Below are 22,983 nucleotides of genomic sequence, written 5' to 3'. Positions count from 1 at the left end.
ATTTTATTTAGTCAATGAATCACTTATCACGCCTAAGTATCTGCCCATCCAGTATGGTAACAGCCAGATATCTCCTGCACTGAATTCATGGCTTCCACCATGCCCACCATCTAGGGTAAACCTATTGCCATTGTGTCTGCGTACCATTAATTCATCCGGCGGAAGAACTATATCAGTACTTTGCTCTCTGAAATTTGGCTCCAATAAATTAATGTCTTTTCTATGGCTATTCTTGGTTGACCAACTGATCATATCAAGAGGGTGCTCCTGAAGGTACCAAACAGCTTCTTCCAAATCAAAATTTTCTCTGTCAACCAAAGCCCCAAAAATATTCCAAAGTCCATCTTTCTCAGGTCGCTCTGCTTCCCAATGATCCAGAATGGCTATCCTGTATTTTTCTTTTAGCTCTTCAGTAAATGCATATCTATACAAGCCCCAATAACCTAGGAAGTACATCTCATCATCGGAATGGTTCCAAGACTCAGACAACATCGCGGCCCAATCATCACTTCCTTCTTCAGCTTTGCCTATTCCTTCCATTGGACGCATTAGGTTTTCAAGATAACCATGCTTGTCCATTAACTTGTATGCTTCTTTTTTATAAACTTCTTTGCCTGTAAAATGATAGGCTGTTTGCAACATGGCAACGATATTCGAAGAATTTAGCTTTCTGTCTCCTACCATGGTAGGGAATCCATTTACATATTCCGGATTCCATCTGCCCCAAGTTGTATGTTTACCATCAAAATCTATTAGGTACCAATCATTTTCTACAATATGAGTCATAAGCTGATCCAATAAACCTATGGCCTGCTGACGCAAAGCTTCATTGTCTACCAACTCTGCAATTACACCAAAGACAAAAACATGTCCGATCACTTCATCACTACTGGTAGTGGCTTTCCAGTCCCATTCAGGATCAGAAGCATGTTGCCACCTGTCTGGATCGGCTAGTTTATCTATATATCCGCTTCTAGAAAAAGACCTGGATGGAAACCCTTTCACAGGATTGATGGTGTATAATCTCTCCATTGCATCTAATGATTCTTTTACATTTTGCAAGGCTTCAGCTGATCCGGTAGCTGCATAACGAAATGCCTCTCCTCCCAAATACATGGAAGTCCAAAGCCCATCATTATCGGAATCACTAAGCCTACCACTGTCTATATTACCTTTTTCCATTCTAGATAAAGTAGCATTGAAACCATGACGGATATGTCGATCTCTTACTTGTTTACCATAAAAATCTGCCTTCTCTGCCAAGGTCTGAGATATGAATACCAGTTTCCCAAGTCCCTTATCTGTCAAGATCAATACCTCATCTTCATTCTTTTGGCTGATATGAAGCACTTTATCTCCTGGCAACCACCTTTCTCCTAAGTAGTAGTTAAACTTCCCATCTTCTTTTTGCATAAATGCACCTTGCTCTGAACCAAACCATAATAGACCATTGATCTCTACAAGGCTGGTCAGGGAGGGCCAAGGCAATGCTTTGTTTTTGCTTCCTTCTTGCTTGTTTGAAAGCAGGTTCCACTCAAAATAGCCATCTGTTGTTCCAATGGCAATTTTATTCTTGCCCTCACGAAGTGCAAAACTTGTGAATCCTGTTCCTTCGGTAAGGATGTCTAGCTTTTTACTGGAAGCTGAAAAAGACATTAGTTTATTTTCAGCCAATAAGTAATAATTTCCTGAGTTCTTGTCATAGGTAATACCAATTACCGGTGAACCACTGATTTTCCCTTTATAGCTTACGCCTTCTTTATTTACTAGGTGAATGGTACTTCCATTAGAAACTAAAAAAGAGAAATCTTCTCCGTGAGCAAAATTTACAGCCCCAGAAAGCCCATGCTTTAGGTAAAGACTTCCTGCCCAGGCATTGCTAAAAACAGCTTTATCATCCAGGTAAACAAACTGGTTCTCTACTGTGGTAATATTTCTGACGTTTTTATCCTTCATCGCCAGGTAGGTCTTGTCAGAGGTAAAACTTCCGGGGTACAAAAAGGCACCTGCATGAGTTCTTAGTAGCCCTTTTTCCCCTAATACCTGAACCGTTCCGTTCCTGTCGGAATAAACCTTTTTAAGGTCTCCTGTATCTTCTGATGAGTAATATTTGACGCTGTATTCCTGAATAAAAGGAATGTCCTGATGGGTTCTATGGTTGCTTGTTGGCAAATGTTGGCCATGAACTGCTGTCAAGCCCATAAGCAATCCTATAACAACAAGAAGCTTTGACTGTATGTATTTCATTGTAAAATTATATGGTATATAAATAGTAGACTGGTTATTCAAGCTCTTATAAATTAACGAAACGACCTACTAAGTCGGCTACCCCAATGCTTGAATTTGAAATATGCAATAGTTACTTTTTAATGTGATGGAATCCCTTCTTGAGAAAACTCAAGACAGGATTATAAAGCATTAATGCATTTTTCGAGTGGGTCTATTTGGAATTAAAAGACAAATGAACCACTCTTTAGTAATACCGCATTTAATTATAGATGGACTATTTTAACCCGAAATAAGCAGTAGTTCTGTTATTGCTTATTTCGGGCTGAATGGGTATAGGATAAGCCATTTCCTAGAAAATAGCCCCTGTGTATTCTTTACCTATTCGGGAAGGGGTTCACTAATAACATTCAGGTACCTTCCCATCCAATAAGGTAAAAGCCAAATGTCTCCAGCACTATACTCCTCTTTTCCGTTGTTTCCTCCGTCAAGATCAAACCTATTGCCATTGTGTCTTCTCAATTTCAATTCATCTGGAGGAAGAACTTCTTTAGTGGACTGATTTCTGAAATTCGGTTCTAGCAACTCAATGTCCTTACGATGACTGTTTTTAACGTTCCAACTAATCATATCCAAAGGATATTCCTGAAGGTACCAAACAGCTTCTTCCAAGTCAAAGTTTTCTCTGTCAACCAAAGCCCCAAAAATATTCCAAAGTCCATCTTTCTCAGGCCGCTCAGCTTCCCAGTGATCCAGAATGGCTATCCTGTATTTTTCTTTTAGCTCTTCAGTAAATGCATATCTATACAAGCCCCAATAGCCCAGGAAGTACATCTCATCATCGGAATGGTTCCAAGACTCAGACAACATCGCGGCCCAATCATCACTTCCTTCTTCAGCTTTGCCTATTCCTTCCATTGGACGCATTAGGTTTTCAAGATAACCATGCTTGTCCATTAACTTGTATGCTTCTTTTTTATAAACTTCTTTGCCTGTAAAGTGATAGGCTGTTTGCAACATGGCGATGATATTAGAGGAATTTAGTTTTCTGTCCCCTACCATGGTAGGAAATCCATTTACATATTCCGGATTCCATCTGCCCCAAGTTGTATGTTTACCATCAAAATCTATTAGGTACCAATCATTTTCAACGATATGGGTCATAAGCTGATCCAATAAACCTATGGCCTGCTGACGCAAAGCTTCATTGTCTACCAATTCTGCAATTACACCAAAAACAAAAACATGTCCGATCACTTCATCACTACTGGTAGTAGCCTTCCATACCCATTCCGGATCAGATGCATCTTGCCAATGCACAGAGCCTCCCAACTGATCCTTAAATCCACTTCTTGAAAAAGACCTGGCAGGAAAACCTTCGATGTCATTGATGGTATAAAGTCTTTCCATAGCATCCAATGACTCTTTCATATTTTGCAAAGCATCAGCAGATCCAGTGGTAACATAACGGAATGCCTCAGCTCCCAAATACATGGAAGTCCAAAGCCCATCATTGTCGGAATCCTTTATTCGACCACTATTAATATTGCCTTTTTCCATTTGAACCAATGTAGCATTGAATCCATGGCGGATATGTCTGTCTCTTACTTGATTTCTATAAAAAATAGCCTTTTCTGCCAAGGTCTGAGACATAAATACCAGTTTAGCAAGACCTTTATCTGTCAAGATCAATATCTCATCTTCATTCTTTTGGCTGATATGAAGCACTTTATCTCCTGGCAACCACCTTTCTCCTAAGTAGTAGTTAAACTTCCCATCTTCTTTTTGCATAAATGCACCTTGCTCTGAACCAAACCATAATAGACCATTGATCTCTACAAGGCTGGTCAGGGAGGGCCAAGGCAATGCTTTGTTTTTACTTCCTTCTTGCTTGTTTGAAAGCAGGTTCCACTCAAAATAGCCATCTGTTGTTCCAATGGCAATTTTATTCTTGCCCTCACGAAGTGCAAAACTTGTGAATCCTGTTCCTTCGGTAAGGATGTCTAGCTTTTTACTGGAAGCTGAAAAAGACATTAGTTTATTTTCAGCCAATAAGTAATAATTTCCTGAGTTCTTGTCATAGGTAATACCAATTACCGGTGAACCACTGATTTTCCCTTTATAGCTTACGCCTTCTTTATTTACTAGGTGAATGGTACTTCCATTAGAAACTAAAAAAGAGAAATCTTCTCCGTGAGCAAAATTTACAGCCCCAGAAAGCCCATGCTTTAGGTAAAGACTTCCTGCCCAGGCATTGCTAAAAACAGCTTTATCATCCAGGTAAACAAACTGGTTCTCTACTGTGGTAATATTTCTGACGTTTTTATCCTTCATCGCCAGGTAGGTCTTGTCAGCGGTAAAACTTCCGGGGTACAAAAAGGCACCTGCATGAGTTCTTAGTAGCCATTTTTCCCCTAATACCTGAACCGTTCCGTTCCTGTCGGAATAAACCTTTTTAAGGTCTCCTGTATCATCTGATGAATAGTATTTGACGCTGTATTCCTGGATAAAAGGAATGTCCTGATGGGTTCTATGGTTGCTTGTTGGCAAATGTTGGCCATGAACTGCTGTCAAGCCCATAAGCAATCCTATAACAACAAGAAGCTTTGACTGTATGTATTTCATTGTAAAATTATATGGTTGATAAAATAAACGGATGAATCATAATTGCCATTCTGGCGGACTCATAATAGTTGTTTTAGCTTTAACCCGAAGTAGCAAAAGACCTCCTATTACGAACTTTCTTGTATACCACAGATTAAGAATGCCAATAAATAAATTTGTCCGCCCCGTTGTAAAAACATGAGCGGACAAAACTTACCTAACCTAACTACTAAAGCCGAATTCATCTTACTCATGACAAGTAAGTGACTCAGTTAATTGTAATACAATTTTTTTTTTAAGATGGGCTACTTCAATCAGAAATTTTTTGGATTGATTTTTACATATTTAATTGATTTTCCTCCTTTATCGAGATGATAGGAATAAGTGATGTGAACCATTCCATTCGTATCCTGAATAAGTGAAGGATACGAAAAGCCCCCAAAATCCTTTTTCTCATCCTCTAAATAAATTTTGCTACTCCAGGTTTTGCCCTCATCTGAAGACAAGTACAAGGAAAGGCGATAGCGGCCATCATCAATGTCATTACCTAGAAAAAGCCATAGCCCATTGTCCAAAACCAAAAGCTCCACACTAGCAGTATTGGGAATACTTGACTTTTCACTTGAAGTCCAGGTCATCCCTTCATCTGTGGAATAGCTTTTATGCAGCCTTGTGGGTGCATCACCACTGTCCCTCATTATTGCCATTATTTCGCCATTTTTTCTTTGGGCCAATGCTGGTTGAATGGGGCCTCGACCCACAATAGGCTTACTGGGAGTCCATGTTTCACCATCATCATCAGAAATGGCTGTCAAAGAAAAGTTAAAGCCATCTGAGTAAAGGGGCAATAATATTCTCCCTGAACTGAGTACAAGTGGCTTAATCCTTGTCATCCACCCGATACTTGATTTTTTACTGTCTTTACTAGCATCTATGATCATATCATCATAAAGTGGGGCATACTCAGACCATCCGGCCTTATTGGATGGCAACTCCTCAAAGCGCTTCACCACTTCTTGGTGAAATTCCTCGCCAGGTTTAAGAAGGATATTATCTTGCCAACTCCATATCGGAGCCCCTGCATTGTCATAACTTGTGCTGGTTCTCAAACGTAATATGGACTGCTCCCATTTATTGGCTTGAACGGCTATCCAAACCAAAAAAAGCTTTCCTTCCTGGTTTAAAAAAAGAACAGGATTACAGTCTGGCAAATTGGGTGTATCCGCCAACAAAAAGGGCTCTCCCCACTGACTGTCATTTTTCCTCAACCTGGCCCCCATTATACGAACATCATCTGCTTTTCTTTCACCGGAGCCTTCAAACCATGCTGTTAATAAATCGCCATTGGGCAGGGATACAATGCTACTGCCATGAACATGGTTGTTTTGAAGAGGGAAAATAAGGGTTTCAGACTCCACTACTTTATCTTTGGCTATGTATTGACCAAAAGCTGGAAGATTCAGCAAGAACAATCCAATAAATATTATTTTTTTCATTTGATTTTTTTTCTTCTTTCCATGACTTCAGCCCATGTAGTTAATACAATCCCTTCCTTTTCTATGAACTTTTGTAGTTCTGGAGACGTCATGGCCAGCATGTCTGCATACCTTGATTTTCCAGACCCACTAATTCTGTCAAATGTTTTCGTATCACCATTGCTGTGAACAATCACCATGGCCAATCCTGGTTCCATTGCAGTCAAAAGTTCTTTGCATTTCTCAACCTTATAAGCACCCAATCCTTCATCATCAACTTCATGATCCGGGGACCAATTGCCACTTATGGTGTGCAAGTCATCCAATACTGGCAAACCAGCAGCCCATATTTGTTTGCCTATCATCGGGGCCTTATCCATAAGTGCATTGCTAGGCAATTCCATTCCTTCTTTGTATTTGCCTTCCTTTTTCAAACGCTTGATCATGTTATTATTCATAGAAAGACCAAGCAACTTATTGATTCCACCAGGAAACATAACTGGAATACCATATTCCATCCCCACCTTTATATAGCGTTCTAGAAAAGGTCCATGATAGAATAAGGTTCCCATATGGCTATCCATATGGGTTGGATTTAGACCTAATGATAATGCGCGATCAATTTGAGCACGAATTTCTATTTCTACTTCATCGGGTGTAGCATTGGCAATTACCTCTTCCACTGAGGCCCAAAGGGCCCCTTCCTCATCGACAAGACCAGGTACAGCAGCCTTTCCTGCTACAGGAGGCCATCTGTAATGTTTCCATTCCGAGGTTAAGGTCAGGTGCAATCCAGCATCCATGGGTTCATCCAATGCTTTTTTTACAAAACTAGCAGCCCAGGGACAAGGCATCATGATACTACAGGATGTTGCAACACCTTCCTTGATGGACTTAATTGCCCCCTCATTAGACTCAAAAGACATCCCTGCGTCATCTACATGAAAGATGACCACTTTTTTTCCTGCCGGAAAACCTAATCTCTCAGCGTATGTCATTTCCTGTTGGCTAAATAACGGTTGGTAGGATAATGCTAATAGTAACAATACCCAGATAGTAGTTCTCATAATTTGCAAAGAATTAAATCCCTTCAAGTTTACCTTTCCAAAAAGCAACAGTTTGTCGGTTCCAAGTGTAACAGGCGACCAAATGTCCATCTTCATAGAACATGGCTGGATAAGAAAGTTCATCATCTCCAGATCCTTTCTCAATTTCAAATTTCAAAGGCCAGGTCTTACCATTGTCTTCAGAAACGGCAATTGAAATCGGGAATCGGTCTCCCCAGTTTTCAGCCACAGGATTATAAATTAAAGCGATTTTTTCACCTTCAATATGAGCAACATCAATCCCACTGTTGTTATTTGGCAATTCAATCTCTTTAACTTCAGACCAGGTTTTTCCATAATCTTCCGAATCAGAACGACAGATATTTCCCGAACTACTTCGCATCAACATGTGAACATGTCCAGGCTTGGATTCCCACATTGCGGGTTGAATGACACCTTCTTCAGTAATCACTGTTCGATCCATGGCTAATTTCTCGGTAGCATTCCAAGTTTTACCACCATCTTCTGATCTGTCTACAAATACTGTCCAAACTTTATTTTTCTCATCGGAAGCAGGAGCTAACCATGTACCATCAGATAAAACCAACATATGATTTCTAACCGGTCCACGTCCGCCTTTGTCTCCAGGAACCAATTCCTTAGCCTCAGACCATGTCTCTCCACCATCTTCAGTATACTGAACCCAAGTTTCCCAAAAATCTATTTCTTTACCTACCTTAAAATAGAGGTATACTTTACCGTCAGGAGCATTGAATAAAACAGGGTTCCAGTGGGGTTCATTCCTTACCTTTACAAGAAGCTCAGGTTCAGACCAATTTCCAGGTTTTCCTTTTGAAATCCAGATCCCAACATCATTGTGTTTTTCATAAGACCCGGCAAACCAAGCAGAAAGATAAGTACCATCTCCTAGTCCCGTAATCGTAGACGCGTGGCATTGGGCAAATGGTCTATCCTCTCCAAAGATATGCTCATAATCAACTGTGGTAAGTTTAACTTCCTGATTACTATCTGCTTTTTCTGCAACCACTTCTGATTTTCCTCCTCCACAGGAAAAATTGAGTATTATAAGGAACGAGAATAAAGCACTATTAATTAATTTTTGAGAATTTTTCATGGTTTTATCAATGGATTATTTGGATAACTGTCGATGATCTTTCCATCCTCATCTACTGTAATAATGTTATAAGTTGAGCCTTGAAGTGTGACTAAGGTGAATGCCCTCACAGATTGAGAAGTCTCCAAGTACCAGGTACTAGCAGCGTCATGGACCGTTCTAGGCCTTGTTCCCCAAGATCCGTCGCCTATATAAACGATTCCATCTTCATCAACATTGTTATTTTTAATTGGATAAGTACGTTTATAGGCATGGTCATGATTTTCAAACGCCAACTTCATGCTTGACTTTTCAAACAATGGTACCCAATGTTCTCTAATCTTAGTCTGGGTAGTTCCAGTAAACGACCTCGCTGAAGGATAGGCAGGAACATGGTAAACGGCCATTACATGGGCCGTTTCTTTTTCCTTTTGAACCGCAAGTTCTCTTCTTAACCATTCCTTTTGAGGACCGTCAATGGCATTGGTATGGTCTGAATCTAAAAAGAGAAAACTCAAGTATTCACCAAATTCAAGCACTCCATAACCTGGCTGTCCTGGAAAGGCAAAAAGATTAAAGTAAAAAGGTGCACTTTCTTTTCTCTTCTCAATTTTCAAGTGCTCCGGAATTTCTTTCTCATTAAAACCACTTTTCACTTCATGATTACCTATTCCCAACATCATTGGAATTAATCTACCATCTTCTTGAATCAACGTTTTCTTTACGGCATCAAACCATGAATACCATCGATCTACATTTTTCCCATCACCGTTGGCATAAGCTAGATCTCCACCTATAATAATGAAATCTGGATTATAAGGTAAAACCTGTCGGTTGGTTTTTTCCATCACTTCCTGATCATGCATGGTATCTCCTCCTATAGCAAACCGAATAGGGTTTCTGGAAATATCTTTAGGCATGGTCTTAAAATAGTAGACCTTTTCATTTCCTCCGAATTTAACTTCATAGGCTTGGTCTGCGCTGAGTCCTGATAAATGCACCCTATGAATTTTTCGATCTGAAAATGGAAAATCCAATACCGTACTAGGAGATTTTTCCCAGTTTTCGCTACCTTTTTTGCGGTAGTGTAATGATTGCCTTGCACTATTTTTAAGGTGCCAATCAACTGTAATGGTGCTGGTAGGGTCTTCTTTCCAAGTTAGGTAGATTCCACTAGGCTCTTCTTGGGCCCTTAGTGTTCCAACTTGTAATCCAAGCAGGAAAAATAAACCAAAAACTACAAGGATTTTTCTTCTTCGTTCTTTCATTATTTAGGATATTATTAATCTTATTATCAGGTTTCTAAAATAAGTATCTTCTTGCTTAAATAGAATAATTGTGTGTTTTATGTAAGTTTTATTTACAGGAATCAATTCATATTTTAATATATCAGGTTAGTTAATTTGAACTATTTTAAAAAAGTACTTTTACCACAAACTGACTGTAATAATATTATTTGGCACTTACTTCTTTCTTTAGAAATCTTCTTTCTATTTAAAATCATTAACTACATTACAAGGATTTCCTATTTTGGACTATTGGAAAAAAACAATAGGGCTCAAATAGCCCTAACGTGGTTTTTCAAGTATAACTCCTGAATCACAGCACAGATACCAACTTATTAAATACTGAATTTCAGTTAGTTAATAAAACCAAAGTTGACCTCAAACTTACAGGTAAAGTTGTTAAAAGGTTAAAATTAAAATATCTTTGTCGTTGATTTTTTTTTAAAATACCCGACTTAGTTAAAATGAACATAGGAATAGATTTAGGAGGAACGAAAATCCAGGTAGGTATAGAGCAGGAAGGTAAAATCATTCATAAGACAAAAGCGCTTTTGAAAGAAAAAACCAACCTTCAATCAACACTTGATCAGGTCATTCAATTTATTAAGCCATTAGCCGCTCACAATGTGGATGGAATAGGTATTGGCGTACCTTCCGTTGTAGATGTGGAAAGAGGTATAGTTTATAATGTCACTAATATTCCTTCATGGAAGAAGGTAGCATTGAAAGACATTCTGGAAGAAGAGTTTAATCTCCCCGTTTTTGTAAATAATGATGTCAATTGTTTTGCAATTGGTGAACATAAATTTGGAATGGGAAAAAAATACCGTAATATGGTAGGTATGTCCATTGGAACTGGACTGGGCTCTGGGATCATCATCGGAAACAAGCTTTATGCTGGCATAAACTGTGGAGCTGGAGAAATAGGGTTACTACCCTACCTCAAACATAATATAGAGTATTATGCAAGTGGAAATTTCTTTAGTGCGGAGTACGGAACGACGGCCTTAGACGCCTTTACTGCAGCCAAAAATGGAGACAAAGAGGCCTTGGTCCAATGGAATGATTTTGGCCGTCACTTTGGTGCTGCTGTCCAAGTGGTCATGTATACTTATGACCCGGAAGCCATAGTAATAGGAGGCTCCGTAGCCAATGCATTTCCCTATTTTGAAAATGCAATGCGAGAAAGTTTTAGCAATTTTATTTATCCTGAATCTTTCAAAAAATTAAAAATTCACTTAACTCAAAATGAGGACATTGCCATTTTAGGGGCAGCAGCTCTTGTAGATGAATCGGTCAAATTCACCAATAAAGTGCTTTAAAGCAAATGGAAGTGCTCATGGTGTAGCCAAAGCTTCCTCTCTAAAATAACCCATCGATTAAAACTGTTACTTTCAATAAATAAATGACATGAAAAAAAACACACTGATTGTTGCCTTGATTTTATTGATTTTTTTCGTCATTTCTTTCCTTACCAATATTCTTGGACCGATCATTCCTGATATCATTGATAGTTTCACGCTAAGCATTGGACTAGCAGGTTTTTTACCATTTGCCTTTTTTGTGGCTTATGCCGTAATGTCCATACCGTCTGGTATTTTAGTAGAGAAATACAAAGAAAAGAAAATGCTGATATTCGCCTTTACCATGGCATTTATTGGCGCTTTGCTTTTTGCCTTTATCCCAGGTTTTTCTGTTGCTTTGATCTCCCTTTTTATTATTGGAATCGGTATGGCTGTACTTCAAGTGGTCATCAATCCCTTATTGAGAACCGCTGGTGGAGAAGAACATTTCGCTTTCAATTCAGTGATGGGGCAGTTGGCATTTGGGGCGGCCTCCTTTCTTAGCCCGATGCTTTACAGCTATTTGGTTACAAACATCCATACCACAGACGATTCATTGATTTTTTCTTTCTTGAATCCTATGGTTCCGGAAGACCTTAAATGGGTGTCCTTATACTGGGTTTTTGCTGCCATTGCATTTCTTATGGTTATCATTGTCTATTTTGCTAAATTCCCGAAGGTTGAACTCAAATCCGATGAGAAAATCGATGTTGGGGTAGCTTTTAAGGAATTGTTAGCTAATAAATACGTATTGCTATATTTCCTAGGGATATTTTGTTATGTAGGTACTGAGCAGGGCATTGCCAATTGGATATCGAAATTCCTTCAATCCTATCATGGTATAGATCCCTCGACCACAGGCGCCATAGTCATTTCCTATTTCTGGGGTTTGCTCACAGTTGGTTGCCTGTTGGGTTTAGTACTATTGAAGTTTCTAGATAGCCGAACAGTTTTGATAACCTTTACATTAGGAGCTATAATTTCCTTGCTGGCAGGTCTTTTTGGCACTGCAGAAATAGCCTTAATCGCCTTTCCTTTGACTGGTTTTTTTGCTTCTGTTATGTGGTCCATTATTTTCTCTTTGGCACTCAACTCCGTACCACAACATCACGGTACTTTTTCTGGGATTTTGTGTACAGGAATAGCTGGAGGTGCTATTGTACCCCTGGTAATCGGTGGATTAGCAGAACTTGTAGGACTTAAATTGTCGATGTTATTTCTTTTGCTTACTTTAGGATACATCTTAAGCATTGGTATTTGGGCCAAACCTTTGGTCACCAATGCTACCAAAAGTTTGAAGGATATCTTTAAGTAAAAAATGTATAAGATAATTTTGCTCCTGGACTTTGCCGAGGAGTACAGTAAAAGTTTATTAAAAGGAATTTCTAAGTATTCAACAGAACATGGCCCCTGGACCTATTGTCGCATGCCACTGTACTACAGAGAAACCATTGGGATAAAAGGAATTCTCGAATGGGCTAAAGATTGGGGAGCCGATGGAATTATCGGACAATTATACAACGATATAGACCTGGAATTGCTCATCGATGCCAAAATCCCTGTGGTCGCTCAGGATTTTAAAGAGCGGTTTACTGAGATCCCAAACATTACAGGTTCCTACCATGAAGCTGGTGAAATCGGTGCTTCCTATTTTCTTAAAAAAGGTTTTAAAAATTTCGCTTTTTATGGTTTCAAAGACATTGTTTGGTCCAGGGAACGTGCCGAAGGTTTTGAGAAAAAAGTCAATGAAATGGGGTACAAAGTAAATTACTTTGAACATAGAAAATCCCGATCTACTGATTTATGGTACTACAAAAGTAACTCCTTAAGTAAATGGTTACTGTCTCTGCCAAAGCCTATCGCATTAATGACATGTGATGACAATCAGGGTTTGCACATTACGGAAGCATGTAAGCAAAATAAAATCCGAATCCCCGAAGAAGTTGCTGTATTGGGTGTTGACAATGATGAAATGCTTTGTGAATTGTCCGACCCTCCCTTGTCAAGTATTGGTTTGGATATAGAAAAAGGTGGTTATGACACAGCTAAGCTAATGGAGCAGATGATCAGAACTAGCGCTACTAATTTTTATGACATTCTTGTAAAACCCACCCAGGTCATCACCAGACAGTCTACCGATATATATGCTACGAATGATGACCATATTGCTTCTTCCTTAAAATTTATACATAAAAATATAGAAAAAAACCTCCAAGTAGATGAAGTGGTAAAGCAAGTGCCCCTTTCCAGAAGAAGCTTGGAAAAACGGTTTCTCCAAATTACCGGATATCCAATTTATAAATATATTTTTAACCTTCGCATTGAAAAATTCACTCAAAAGCTACTGGAAACCGACCAGACTGTTTTCGAAATTGCGATGGATTTAGGATTAAATGACAGCAAGAATATAGCGCGTCAGTTCAAACAGGTGAAAGGATGCAATCCAATCGAATATCGAAAAAGGTACCTGGCAGGAAAATAACTTTTCTCAAGCCTTCTACAGTGATATATTTCTATTATATCAGGGCTTACAAAATAATAATTGCAACCATTCATATAAACCTATTCTTAATGAATGGTACTTTTTATAACCTTAGGGTAATACAAATTAATTACTTCTGTAACAATTATCAACCTTTACCCTAATACCTCTTATGAAACATCTAGATAAAAATTCAATCATTTCCATCATTATCGCCGGCATGTCTTTGGCTACAGCCTGGGCTATCCGTGGGCAATTTGGCCATGAACAGGGAGCCGCGTGGGCCGGAGGTATAGGTTGTTTAAGCATCCTACTATTGGCCAAAAAAGAAAATTGGTACAATAAAGCCATTAAAGCAGCCTTTGCAGGAGCCGTAGGCTGGGGATTTGGAGGTATGATGAGTTATGGCATTCTTGTTGGGTACGGTAGAGGGGTAGATTTCATAAACGTATACTATGGGTTAGCTAGTTTGTTGGTCGTAGGAGGTCTTTATGGATTAATCGGTGGTGGATTATTCGGCTTGGTATTGGCAGACCATCCTGAGAAAAAAATCAAATGGCATCAGGTCGTTACGGAAATGACTGTAGGTGGCATAGTCTTTTATTACTTAATTGTTGAGCAACTGGGATTTGAAATGACTCCTCCACGTTCTGAAGCTTGGGGGATATGCGCTGGCTCAGGGATTGCCATGTTGTATTATATGGCGAGAACCAAACAATACAGCGCCATGAGAGTGGCCATTTATGCAGGCTTAGGAGGCGGCTTTGGTTTCGCCTTTGGTAATTTTTTACAAGTGCTCGGAAATGTTGCCGAAATCCCCTTCAATATGTGGAATGTAATGGAATATTCACTTGGGTTCTTTGGAGGAGCAGGAATGGCCTATGGCACTTTCACCTCCAAATGGCCAGAAGAAAAGCCAACAACTCAATTCACTACCAGCAACCTCAGCATACCTATTATCGGGCTGTTGATACTTATTCCTTTCTTCGTATGGCAGCAATCTTTTATTATGAAAGATTTCTCAGATACCTTAGGGGCATTTGTTAGTCAGCCTCAAACCTGGATGATGGTAGTACAAATAATTACACTTCTTGTGTTTTTATCCTTGGGTATCTATTGGACAAAGTTATTCTCAAAGAAAAAAGGATTAGCCAATCAACAATTCAGTTACAAGGAAATCTCAATGGTTTTCATAAGTTTATTTGGAACCTACATCTTGTTCACCATTCTGTTAACAGGTTCATTTTTGAGTTTTTACAGAATAGAACAGTTTCTCTATATTGTCAATTTCATTATTATTCTTGTATTAATTCCGAAGTATAAACCTACATTTTCGGAACGACCTGCGCTTTCAAAGACTTGGAGAAAAGCCCTTTTACTCATTTTTATCATCTTGGCCATTCTCGCACTTATATTGATAAACAGTCATGGAGAAATGTCCCACATGCAAAAACGATTTGATTGGGTTTAACCCGAAATTGAAAAACTAAGAAATACCATTGATTGATGGGATATTAAAAAGTCAGGATCGCATGATTCTGACTTTTTTGTTTCACCACTATACAAATTACATAGGTCTTTTCTATCAATAATCTGGCGAGTTTGGAATACGAATAATAAGCTTACTACTGCCTGATTTATATTTATGCAAGAAGATAGCATCATAAAGCTCTCCGGCTACCGTATAAGCCTTAAGCCCGAAATATGATATAGACATTCTATTACGTGCTTCGAATAAAACCTTCTTCAAATTAGCTAAAAAAAGGTTCTCTGCCGATACGACAGAGAACCTTTAGTTATAAATAATATCTAGTCAATACTTTAAAAAGGTATATTTGTTCCTTGATACAACCAAGGTTTTGACCACTGGCTATCTTGTCCGAAGTTACCTGAATAATCAGTTACTTCAAGATTATTTAGAGCAGCATCAATATTATCTGGATTATTATTGTACTCATCATTACCATACTGGAACCTTAATGCAACTTGGGGCTGAGGAGATAAAGGTCCTGCTGATAAATCAGGGAATCCAGTTCTTCTATAGTCAGCAAAGGCTTCAGTTCCATTAGACCAGTTGGCCACCCATTTCTGAGTAATAACCTGCTCAATGCTATTGTTGAAAGCTACTTCTGGCTGCATGATAAATGCATCATACATGTCGCTTTTACCCCAAACTTCAAGAGATTGCTCAATTCCCATATTATAATGCATCTCGGCATCACCAACATTCCAACCTTTCAAAGCAGCCTCCGCGAAGATAAAGCTCACTTCTGCAGCAGAGATAATTCTCGCCTTTAGGATGTCCCCTGCAGATCCAGCTGTACTGTAAACAGGGTCTAGCTGAGAAACATGTAGGTTTTGAGTTCCCTGACCAGGAATAGGGTTTCCATTATATGATTCTGGTGTCAAGATAGATGGTGGCAAGCCTACATATAAATCTGAATTGTAATCTGCCATATTAGGATTAAAATGCCGGGTAAATTTTACATCGGCATACTCTTCCTCGAATTGATCGAAAGTATAAATAGATTCGATAGGTTCTCCATTAGCTCTAATAAAACTTTCAGCGGCAACAGACAGGGTTTCATCCTCTACCCACTGAACCCTTACCGAATCAAACCAAACAGGAAGTCTAGGATCTTCCGTCATTGTCAATTGATCTATGAAAGTCTGACAAGCCTGGTATCTTTGGAAATCATCAGGATTCAACCTTACGTGTCTGGTAATCCAAATGTCATTTGATCCACCTGTATAATCCAAATTGGCATCCTGAGAAGGATCTTGAATATAAATCCCACTGCTATAGATGGCTTCAATCCCAGCTTTGGCTACATCAGGTTTCTTTTCAGACAAACGCATATAGTACCTCAATAATAGGGAGTTGGTAAACCTTCTCCAGCTATCAACATTGGCACCATAGATAAGGTCATTGTTACCAACTACTCCTTCCGACGAAGCAGAAGCAAGCAAAGAAGAAGCTTCTTTCAAATCAGCAATAATTCCATCATAGATCACTTCCTGACTGTCAAATTTAGGGAACTGAAATTGATCACTTCCCTGATCACCTTTTAGGGCATCAGTATAAGGAGCATCTCCCCATAGATCCGCAATATTTCCGTAAACAAAAGACTTCATGGTAAGGCCCATTCCCTGAAAAAAGGCATTGTCCAAATCTTCTCCCCTAGTAATCATCAAATCGTTTGTTCTCAGGATATCATACCATCCTGTCCAGTTTCTGGATACCCATTCATAATTGTTATGACTGCTATACCATCCATTCTTTTGCGTGTATTGCATGGCACCAGCCAAGTCATTGAAGCCTAAACCTAAATAGCTCTGGGCTGAAGAAGTCAGGACCGTTGGCATTAATAGATTAGGGTTGGCATTTGCCGGGTCAATACCATATGGATTGGTATTGATCTCACTGAGTTGGTCATCACAACCGGTGACCAAGATAAGTCCCAGGAGAAATACGGCTATCTTTCTAAATTCAAATAAATTTTTCATGATATGTAAATTAAGGACCTTTAAAGATTGAAATTAAGCTTGAAACCAATTGGAACACTCCAAGGCATCACATTTTGACGCTCGATACCCTGCTTGAAAGAAGAACCTGAAGCTTGAAATGCTCTTTCCGGATCAATTCCTATATCAGCTTTTGTCCACAACATAATATTTCTAGTATAGATAGAGAATGTAGCATTCGTAAATACGCTAAAATTTGGAATTTTATATCCTAAGGACAATTCTCTTAATTTGATAAAAGAAGCATCAAAAGTAACTTGCTCATTGAAACTCCATGGGTAAGTATTGGTGATAGGATAAATATTGGTTCCAGAACCACCCAAATGCTCTTCGTAAACATCATCTGCATAGTTGTCTGGAGTATCTGCACCAGCAGTTTGAATTACACCAGGAACGAAAGCACCATCGCTACCATTCTCATCGATTGGGAATCCACCAGTTTCAGCAGTATGACCACCTACACGAGGGAAGTTTCCTGGACTTGGGATAATGTATTTTTCAGGATCTGACTTCAACAAAGCAACCAATTCGTCCTCAGATAATAATCCGCCCTGAATTAAATCATCAAGTTGTCTTTGTGATTTCCAATCAGATTCTCCATATCTATAAGTGAATGACATAAACTCTCCACCTTGTCTCCAGTCAAAACTAGCATTCAAAACAAATCTTTTGTAGCTAATTCCAGTCTGCATACCAAGAATGAAATCAGGGTTGAAGTTACCCACTTTTCTTAGCGCTTCATCAGAAGACAGATCTTGCCATTCTCCAGCACTACTCAATACAGGCCATTTGTAATAAGGAGAATTTGGATCTTCTACCTCTACATAACCTCTACTGTACAAGTCACCAACTTGATCACCTAGGAATGTAATGGCTCCACCACCGTTTTCAGACCATAAGGTGATCCTATCAAAGTTCTCAACCAACTCAATCACACTTGTTCTGTTTCTACTCCAGTTAACATCAACGTCTAATTTCCATCCGTTTTTATCAAGCGGTGTACCACCTAGGCTCATTTCCAAACCTTTGCTTCGGATCAAACCGGCATTAATTAACCTGCTGCTGTATCCTGAAGATCTTGGAAGATTTACAGAGAATATTTGGTTCGTGTTTTCAATCATGTAATAGGTTCCGGAAAACCTCAACTTATTGGCGAACATATTTAAATCTAAACCAGCTTCAATAGAAGTGGCCTCTTCAGGTAAGAAATTAGGATTCAATATACCAGAACTTACTGAAGCAGTATTAATAGAATTGTAAGTACCTGTAGATAGGTTCTGAACCAAACGGTAAGGACCTGTATCATTTCCTACTTTGGCCCAACCTACCCTGGCTTTTAACATGTCAATGCTTTCTGGAAGATTGAGCGTGTAGTTTGCCAACCAGCTTAAAGATGCTGAAGGATAGAAATAAGAATTATTGTCTAGTGGTAATGTAGATGACCAGTCATTTCTAGCTGTCAAATCCAAATACAATTGATCGGCATACCCAAAAGAAGCCAAGCCATAAACACTGTAAATTCTCTTTTCAGAATATCCACTAGAAACAGACCTGTTATCTGCTGGTATATTCTGCGCATTGTAAATACCAGGTACAACAAGCCCATTGTTCCTGTCACCACCAACACCTACATAAGAGGAAGTACCAAATCGGCTCATGATATTACCACCAGCTGATGCATTGAAATCCATTTTTCCAAAATCATTATTATAACTTAATAAGATATCAGTATTAGATTCCTGATTCAACATGTCGGTATTGTAATAACCACCTTTGGCCATTCTACTGTAGCTATAAGGAATTTTTGTTTCTCTGTTCTCATCAGATCGATCCAATGAATACTTTACAGCTAAATTTAAATTATCTGAGAATTTGTAATCCAAAGAGACATTTCCATAAACTCTGTCTCTACGGAAAGCATTCTCAATACCATAAGCTATGAAATACGGGTTATCTCCATTTGGAGTTCTGATTTGCTGAATATCTTCCTGACCAGAAACCCAAATATCACGCATTTGTTCAAAGTCGATGTAGGAAGAAGCATAGATAGCTTCCAGCGCATTTCCTCTTCTATCCCCAGTACTCGGCCTGTCGTTAGAGCTACTATTGGTATAATTAAAGTTTGTATTAAGCGTCAACTTATCCAAAATATCATAAGAAACAGAGGTAGAAATACTATTTCTGTTCAAATCAGAATTAGGGATCATACCTTGGTGAATCATATTTCCATAGGACACCCTATAAGTAGCCTTATCATCTCCTCCACTGATGGCAATGTTATTGTTTGAAGTGATACCGGTTTGAAGGAAGTCCTTCATTGCATTCGGATAGGATTTTAACTCAGTAGGAATTACATTTCCGTTTTCATCAACCGGACTGTTCCATTGTTGCGCTAAGTTACCTGCATCCAACTCTGGGCCACCCCAATAGGCAGATCCATCATTGAATACTCCTTCTCTGTTACCATTGGCATATTTGTAATGAAAATCGAGTAATCTAGAAGCTTGCTCAAATACATTACTTGTAGAGAAAGAAACGCCCATTCCTTTTCCTTTACTACCGGATTTCGTAGTTATAATAACCACACCATTACCAGCACGAGTACCATAAAGTGCTGCTGCACTTGGGCCTTTAAGCACACTGATATTGGCGATATCATCAGGATTAATATCGGAAATCGAATTACCATAATCGACCTGATTACCATCCCCATTTTGAGAATTGTTATTCAGAGAGTTTGACATCGGCACCCCATCTACCACAAATAATGGCTGGTTGTCAGATGTCAATGAACTCGCGCCTCTAATCACCATGCTAATAGATGAACCTGCTCCACTAGTTTGGTTTATCGTTACACCGGGCATTCTACCTGCAAGAGAACTTAATATATTTTCTTGAGATACTTGGGTAACATCTTCAGAAGATACAGTGGACACATCATAACCTAATGATCGTTGATCTCTTTTGATACCAAGAGCAGTTACTACTACTTCGTTCATCGCAGTAGCTGCTTCTTCCAAGCTCACATTGACACTGCTTCGATTTCCCACTGTAATCTCTTGACTTTCAAAGCCTACATAAGAGAACACCAATACAGAATTAGGTCCTGCCACCTCAATACTATAAGTCCCGTCAATATCGGTAACTGCTCCGTTGCTTGTACCTTTTTCCAAAATGGTTACTCCAGGCAAGCCTGAATCATCATTTGTAGCGGTAACTTTTCCTTTGATAGTGATTGCGACCATCTCCTCGATAGTAAACGCAGGTACAAAAGAATTCCCCATTGCAGGATTTCCATTGGCTTCCGCCAGTACTGAACCAGTAGATATAATACCTACCGAGAGAAGTGGCACCATCCACTTCATCATTTTTTTAGTACGATGTTTTTTCATAATTAATTGATTTGCATTTTCAGTTTTGCTTTCGATTTATAAATTGGAATGAACTTCCAAACCCCGTCCTTAAAAGAACACCTATTCCGTAATTGAATTTATTGTTATTTTGAGTGTTTATTTTCCACTTGGCCATTTGATTTTAAACTCTTATTATATTCATTTAAGACTATCTCAAAATGAATCCGCATACTCTCTTCCATCCCATTCACCATTTCGGGGTCTTCAAGACCTCCCAAAAGCTCCTCAAATTCCGGCCGCGAAATCTTATTTTGTACAAGCCTCTGCATTAGAGCCTCTGCTTTTTTCTTTTTCATATAAATGCCCTCCACCGTAAATACCATAGGTTATAAAAAAGAGACTATTTAAATCAATTCTTTTTTGATATGAAAAAATTGTTAACAAACTTAACCTTAGCATAAAATGGCCTGATTCCCTTTTAACCCGTAATATTATTTGATACCAAAATCGGCCTTTGGAGATGATCGGCCACTAATTTTAATTTATTTATGAAAAGTACACCACTATTATTGGTTTGCATTGCATTGATTTTCAGTTCGTGCGGACCTCAGGAAAAACATGACAAAGTTTTGCCTTCCGTTAAAGAAACCATGGACGAGGTGGTTTCCCGTCTTTATAAGGAGTTGGATAAAAAGTCGCTAGACACAATCTCTCACAGCTTTGCAGAGCAATACCTTACAGATCAAGAAAAAGAAGCGCTTGCTACTCAATATTGGAAAGTCAAGGTAAATGTCCCAACTACTGTTTCTCTCATGAGAAATAAAGGACAAGAAGTAGTTCCTTTCTGGTTGAAGCCTTCAGGGTTCAGTCTTACAGACCTGGAAGTGAAAAATGAACACGACACTTACGAAGTCTGGCAAAAAGATTTTGATGCAGGTGAAATCCAGTTGGGTATTAATGGCTTTGGCAAACACAGACCGGTTTATTTTATTGGCCTTGCCCCACAAAATCCTGAGGAGAAATTAGAAATCACACCAGTATTCCCAGCAAATCAACACATAGAAAAATTTGATGTGGGTGCTTTCACTTACCACGATTGGAGTGGACTCACACTCACAGAAGTTCCTGAGGTCCTCAAAGGACAACAGTTGTTAACAACCATTAGAGGCAGAGCAAGGGAAGCACATATGGTCGATGCTTTTAGAACTACAGCATTCCCTACTAGTGAAAAACCTGATCAGGTACTCCTTACCTGGAGTGAATCGCCTGAAAACTCAATGGACATCCAATGGAGAACAACAGAGACAGTGCCCTCAGGAATAGTTAAGTATTGGAAAGACGGTACTAAAGATACCTTGAAAACTCAGGCAGAAAAATTCCTAATGGAAGACCGTCTCCTTCAAAATGACCGATACATGAATAGGTTTACAGCCAAGCTCCATTCATTAGAGCCTGATACTAAATATGGCTATATTGTAGGAAATGAAGAAGCCGGATGGTCATCACCTGAAACCTTCAATACCGCACCAGATAAAGACAAACCTTTTTCATTTGTTTGGTCTGGCGATGTTCACCTTGATAAAGTATGGGGTAATAACATTCAAAAAGCAGAAAAAAGATTTCCTGACATTGCCTTCTATTATATAGCAGGAGACCTTGTAAATACCGGATTGTATAGGGATGATTGGGATAAGTTATTTCAATATGCAGGAAGTACAATAGCAAGAAAACCACTTATGGCAGTTCCAGGCAATCACGATAGTCAAGATGGCTTGGGTGCATGGATGTTTGAAGAAATGTTGAGTTACCCCTCAGATAGTCCTTCACCCGAGATGGCTGGGCGGTCTTATGCTTTCAATTATGGAAATGCCCTGTTCTTAATGATTGACTCTACTTTTCCCAACGAAGACCAAACCGAATGGATTGAGAAAAAATTAAAAGAGACTGATGCTACTTGGAAAATCGCAGTCTTTCACTTTCCTCCTTTCAATGAAGTAGAACCCTATGAGGACATACAGGAGGAATGGGGACCACTTTTTGACAAATACCATGTTGACATGGTAATGGGTGGGCATTTTCATTACTATATGCGGTCAAAACCTATGAACAATGGGAAAATTGTAAAAAGCCCTAATGATGGGACCATTTACTGGATTTCTGTGGGTACTACCGGAAAAAACAAAGGTATAGGCAAAGGTTCCTATGCGGAAGTTCAATTTCCAGCGGACCATTTGTACCAATATATTACAATCGATGGGAAAACTATGAAAGCTCAAACCATCAATGTTGATGGAGAAAAGGTCGATCAGTTTTCAATCAACAAATAAAAAATTACGATTTTCAAGCTTTAAAGCCTGTCAACAGTTTATCTGGAGACAGGCTTTTTTTTGCCTTATTTATTTTTCAAGTTTAATTGGCAGAAACCTTTTTTAACCTGTATTTTTATCTCGAATTAAACAATAGGATTCGCAATAACCTGCCCCTATCTTTCCCGAAAAACACTGCAATCACAAGATTATTAAAGCTTCG

At 38.9% G+C, this 22,983-nt stretch carries 14 protein-coding genes; 5 read left to right on the top strand and 9 right to left on the bottom strand.

Annotated features, from left to right (window positions below):
- Positions 1–3: 3 nt before the first annotated feature.
- From CA2015_RS09935 to CA2015_RS09910, 6 genes are all read right to left on the bottom strand, one after another.
- The gene (locus CA2015_RS09935; RefSeq protein WP_053086670.1) at positions 4–2,247 is read right to left on the bottom strand and encodes a hypothetical protein; all 2,244 of its coding nucleotides are present in this window, start codon (positions 2,245–2,247) and stop codon (positions 4–6) included.
- 360 nt (positions 2,248–2,607) lie between these two features.
- A complete protein-coding gene (locus CA2015_RS09930; RefSeq protein ID WP_053086669.1) occupies positions 2,608–4,851 on the bottom strand; it encodes a hypothetical protein in 2,244 nt (747 codons plus the stop codon).
- Between the two features lie 293 nt (positions 4,852–5,144).
- The gene (locus tag CA2015_RS09925; protein ID WP_048641763.1) at positions 5,145–6,326 is read right to left on the bottom strand and encodes a sialidase family protein; all 1,182 of its coding nucleotides are present in this window, start codon (positions 6,324–6,326) and stop codon (positions 5,145–5,147) included.
- Positions 6,323–7,372, bottom strand: a complete 1,050-nt coding sequence (locus CA2015_RS09920) for a polysaccharide deacetylase family protein (RefSeq protein WP_048644463.1) — start codon at positions 7,370–7,372, stop codon at positions 6,323–6,325. Before CA2015_RS09920 ends, CA2015_RS09925 begins: the two co-directional genes overlap by 4 nt.
- Before the next feature lie 13 nt (positions 7,373–7,385).
- Positions 7,386–8,486: a sialidase family protein gene (locus CA2015_RS09915; RefSeq protein WP_048641762.1), complete on the bottom strand. Its 1,101-nt coding sequence runs from the start codon at positions 8,484–8,486 to the stop codon at positions 7,386–7,388.
- Positions 8,483–9,733: a fibronectin type III domain-containing protein gene (locus tag CA2015_RS09910; RefSeq protein ID WP_048641761.1), complete on the bottom strand. Its 1,251-nt coding sequence runs from the start codon at positions 9,731–9,733 to the stop codon at positions 8,483–8,485. Before CA2015_RS09910 ends, CA2015_RS09915 begins: the two co-directional genes overlap by 4 nt.
- A 482-nt stretch (positions 9,734–10,215) precedes the next feature.
- Here CA2015_RS09910 and CA2015_RS09905 point away from each other — a divergent pair, with 482 nt between their 5' ends.
- From CA2015_RS09905 to CA2015_RS09890, 4 genes are all read left to right on the top strand, one after another.
- Entirely contained in the window at positions 10,216–11,073 is an 858-nt protein-coding gene (locus CA2015_RS09905; protein ID WP_048641760.1) for an ROK family protein, read from the top strand.
- Positions 11,074–11,161: 88 nt separating this feature from the next.
- The gene (locus CA2015_RS09900) at positions 11,162–12,409 is read left to right on the top strand and encodes an MFS transporter (RefSeq protein WP_048641759.1); all 1,248 of its coding nucleotides are present in this window, start codon (positions 11,162–11,164) and stop codon (positions 12,407–12,409) included.
- Between the two features lie 3 nt (positions 12,410–12,412).
- The gene (locus CA2015_RS09895; RefSeq protein ID WP_048641758.1) at positions 12,413–13,576 is read left to right on the top strand and encodes a DNA-binding transcriptional regulator; all 1,164 of its coding nucleotides are present in this window, start codon (positions 12,413–12,415) and stop codon (positions 13,574–13,576) included.
- Positions 13,577–13,748: 172 nt separating this feature from the next.
- Entirely contained in the window at positions 13,749–15,047 is a 1,299-nt protein-coding gene (locus CA2015_RS09890) for a hypothetical protein (RefSeq protein WP_048641757.1), read from the top strand.
- Between the two features lie 350 nt (positions 15,048–15,397).
- Here CA2015_RS09890 and CA2015_RS09885 read toward each other — a convergent pair whose 3' ends face one another.
- The 3 genes from CA2015_RS09885 to CA2015_RS09875 form a co-directional block, all read right to left on the bottom strand.
- Positions 15,398–17,083, bottom strand: a complete 1,686-nt coding sequence (locus tag CA2015_RS09885; protein WP_048641756.1) for a SusD/RagB family nutrient-binding outer membrane lipoprotein — start codon at positions 17,081–17,083, stop codon at positions 15,398–15,400.
- A gap of 20 nt (positions 17,084–17,103) precedes the next feature.
- Positions 17,104–20,493, bottom strand: coding sequence for a SusC/RagA family TonB-linked outer membrane protein (locus tag CA2015_RS09880; protein WP_048641755.1), 3,390 nt, complete (start codon positions 20,491–20,493; stop codon positions 17,104–17,106).
- A 104-nt stretch (positions 20,494–20,597) separates the two neighbouring features.
- Positions 20,598–20,810 (bottom strand): hypothetical protein, encoded by a 213-nt coding sequence (locus CA2015_RS09875; RefSeq protein ID WP_157470408.1) that lies wholly within the window; start codon positions 20,808–20,810, stop codon positions 20,598–20,600.
- Between the two features lie 192 nt (positions 20,811–21,002).
- Between CA2015_RS09875 and CA2015_RS09870 the strand changes: the two genes are divergently transcribed.
- Positions 21,003–22,781 carry a purple acid phosphatase family protein gene (locus tag CA2015_RS09870; RefSeq protein ID WP_048641753.1) on the top strand — a complete coding sequence of 593 codons (1,779 nt, stop codon included), beginning with the start codon at positions 21,003–21,005 and terminating at the stop codon, positions 22,779–22,781.
- The last annotated feature ends 202 nt before the right edge of the window (positions 22,782–22,983 follow it).

The sequence above is a fragment of the Cyclobacterium amurskyense genome, assembly GCF_001050135.1.
GTDB lineage: Bacteria > Bacteroidota > Bacteroidia > Cytophagales > Cyclobacteriaceae > Cyclobacterium > Cyclobacterium amurskyense.
This window is presented reverse-complemented; position numbering and strand designations above follow the sequence as displayed.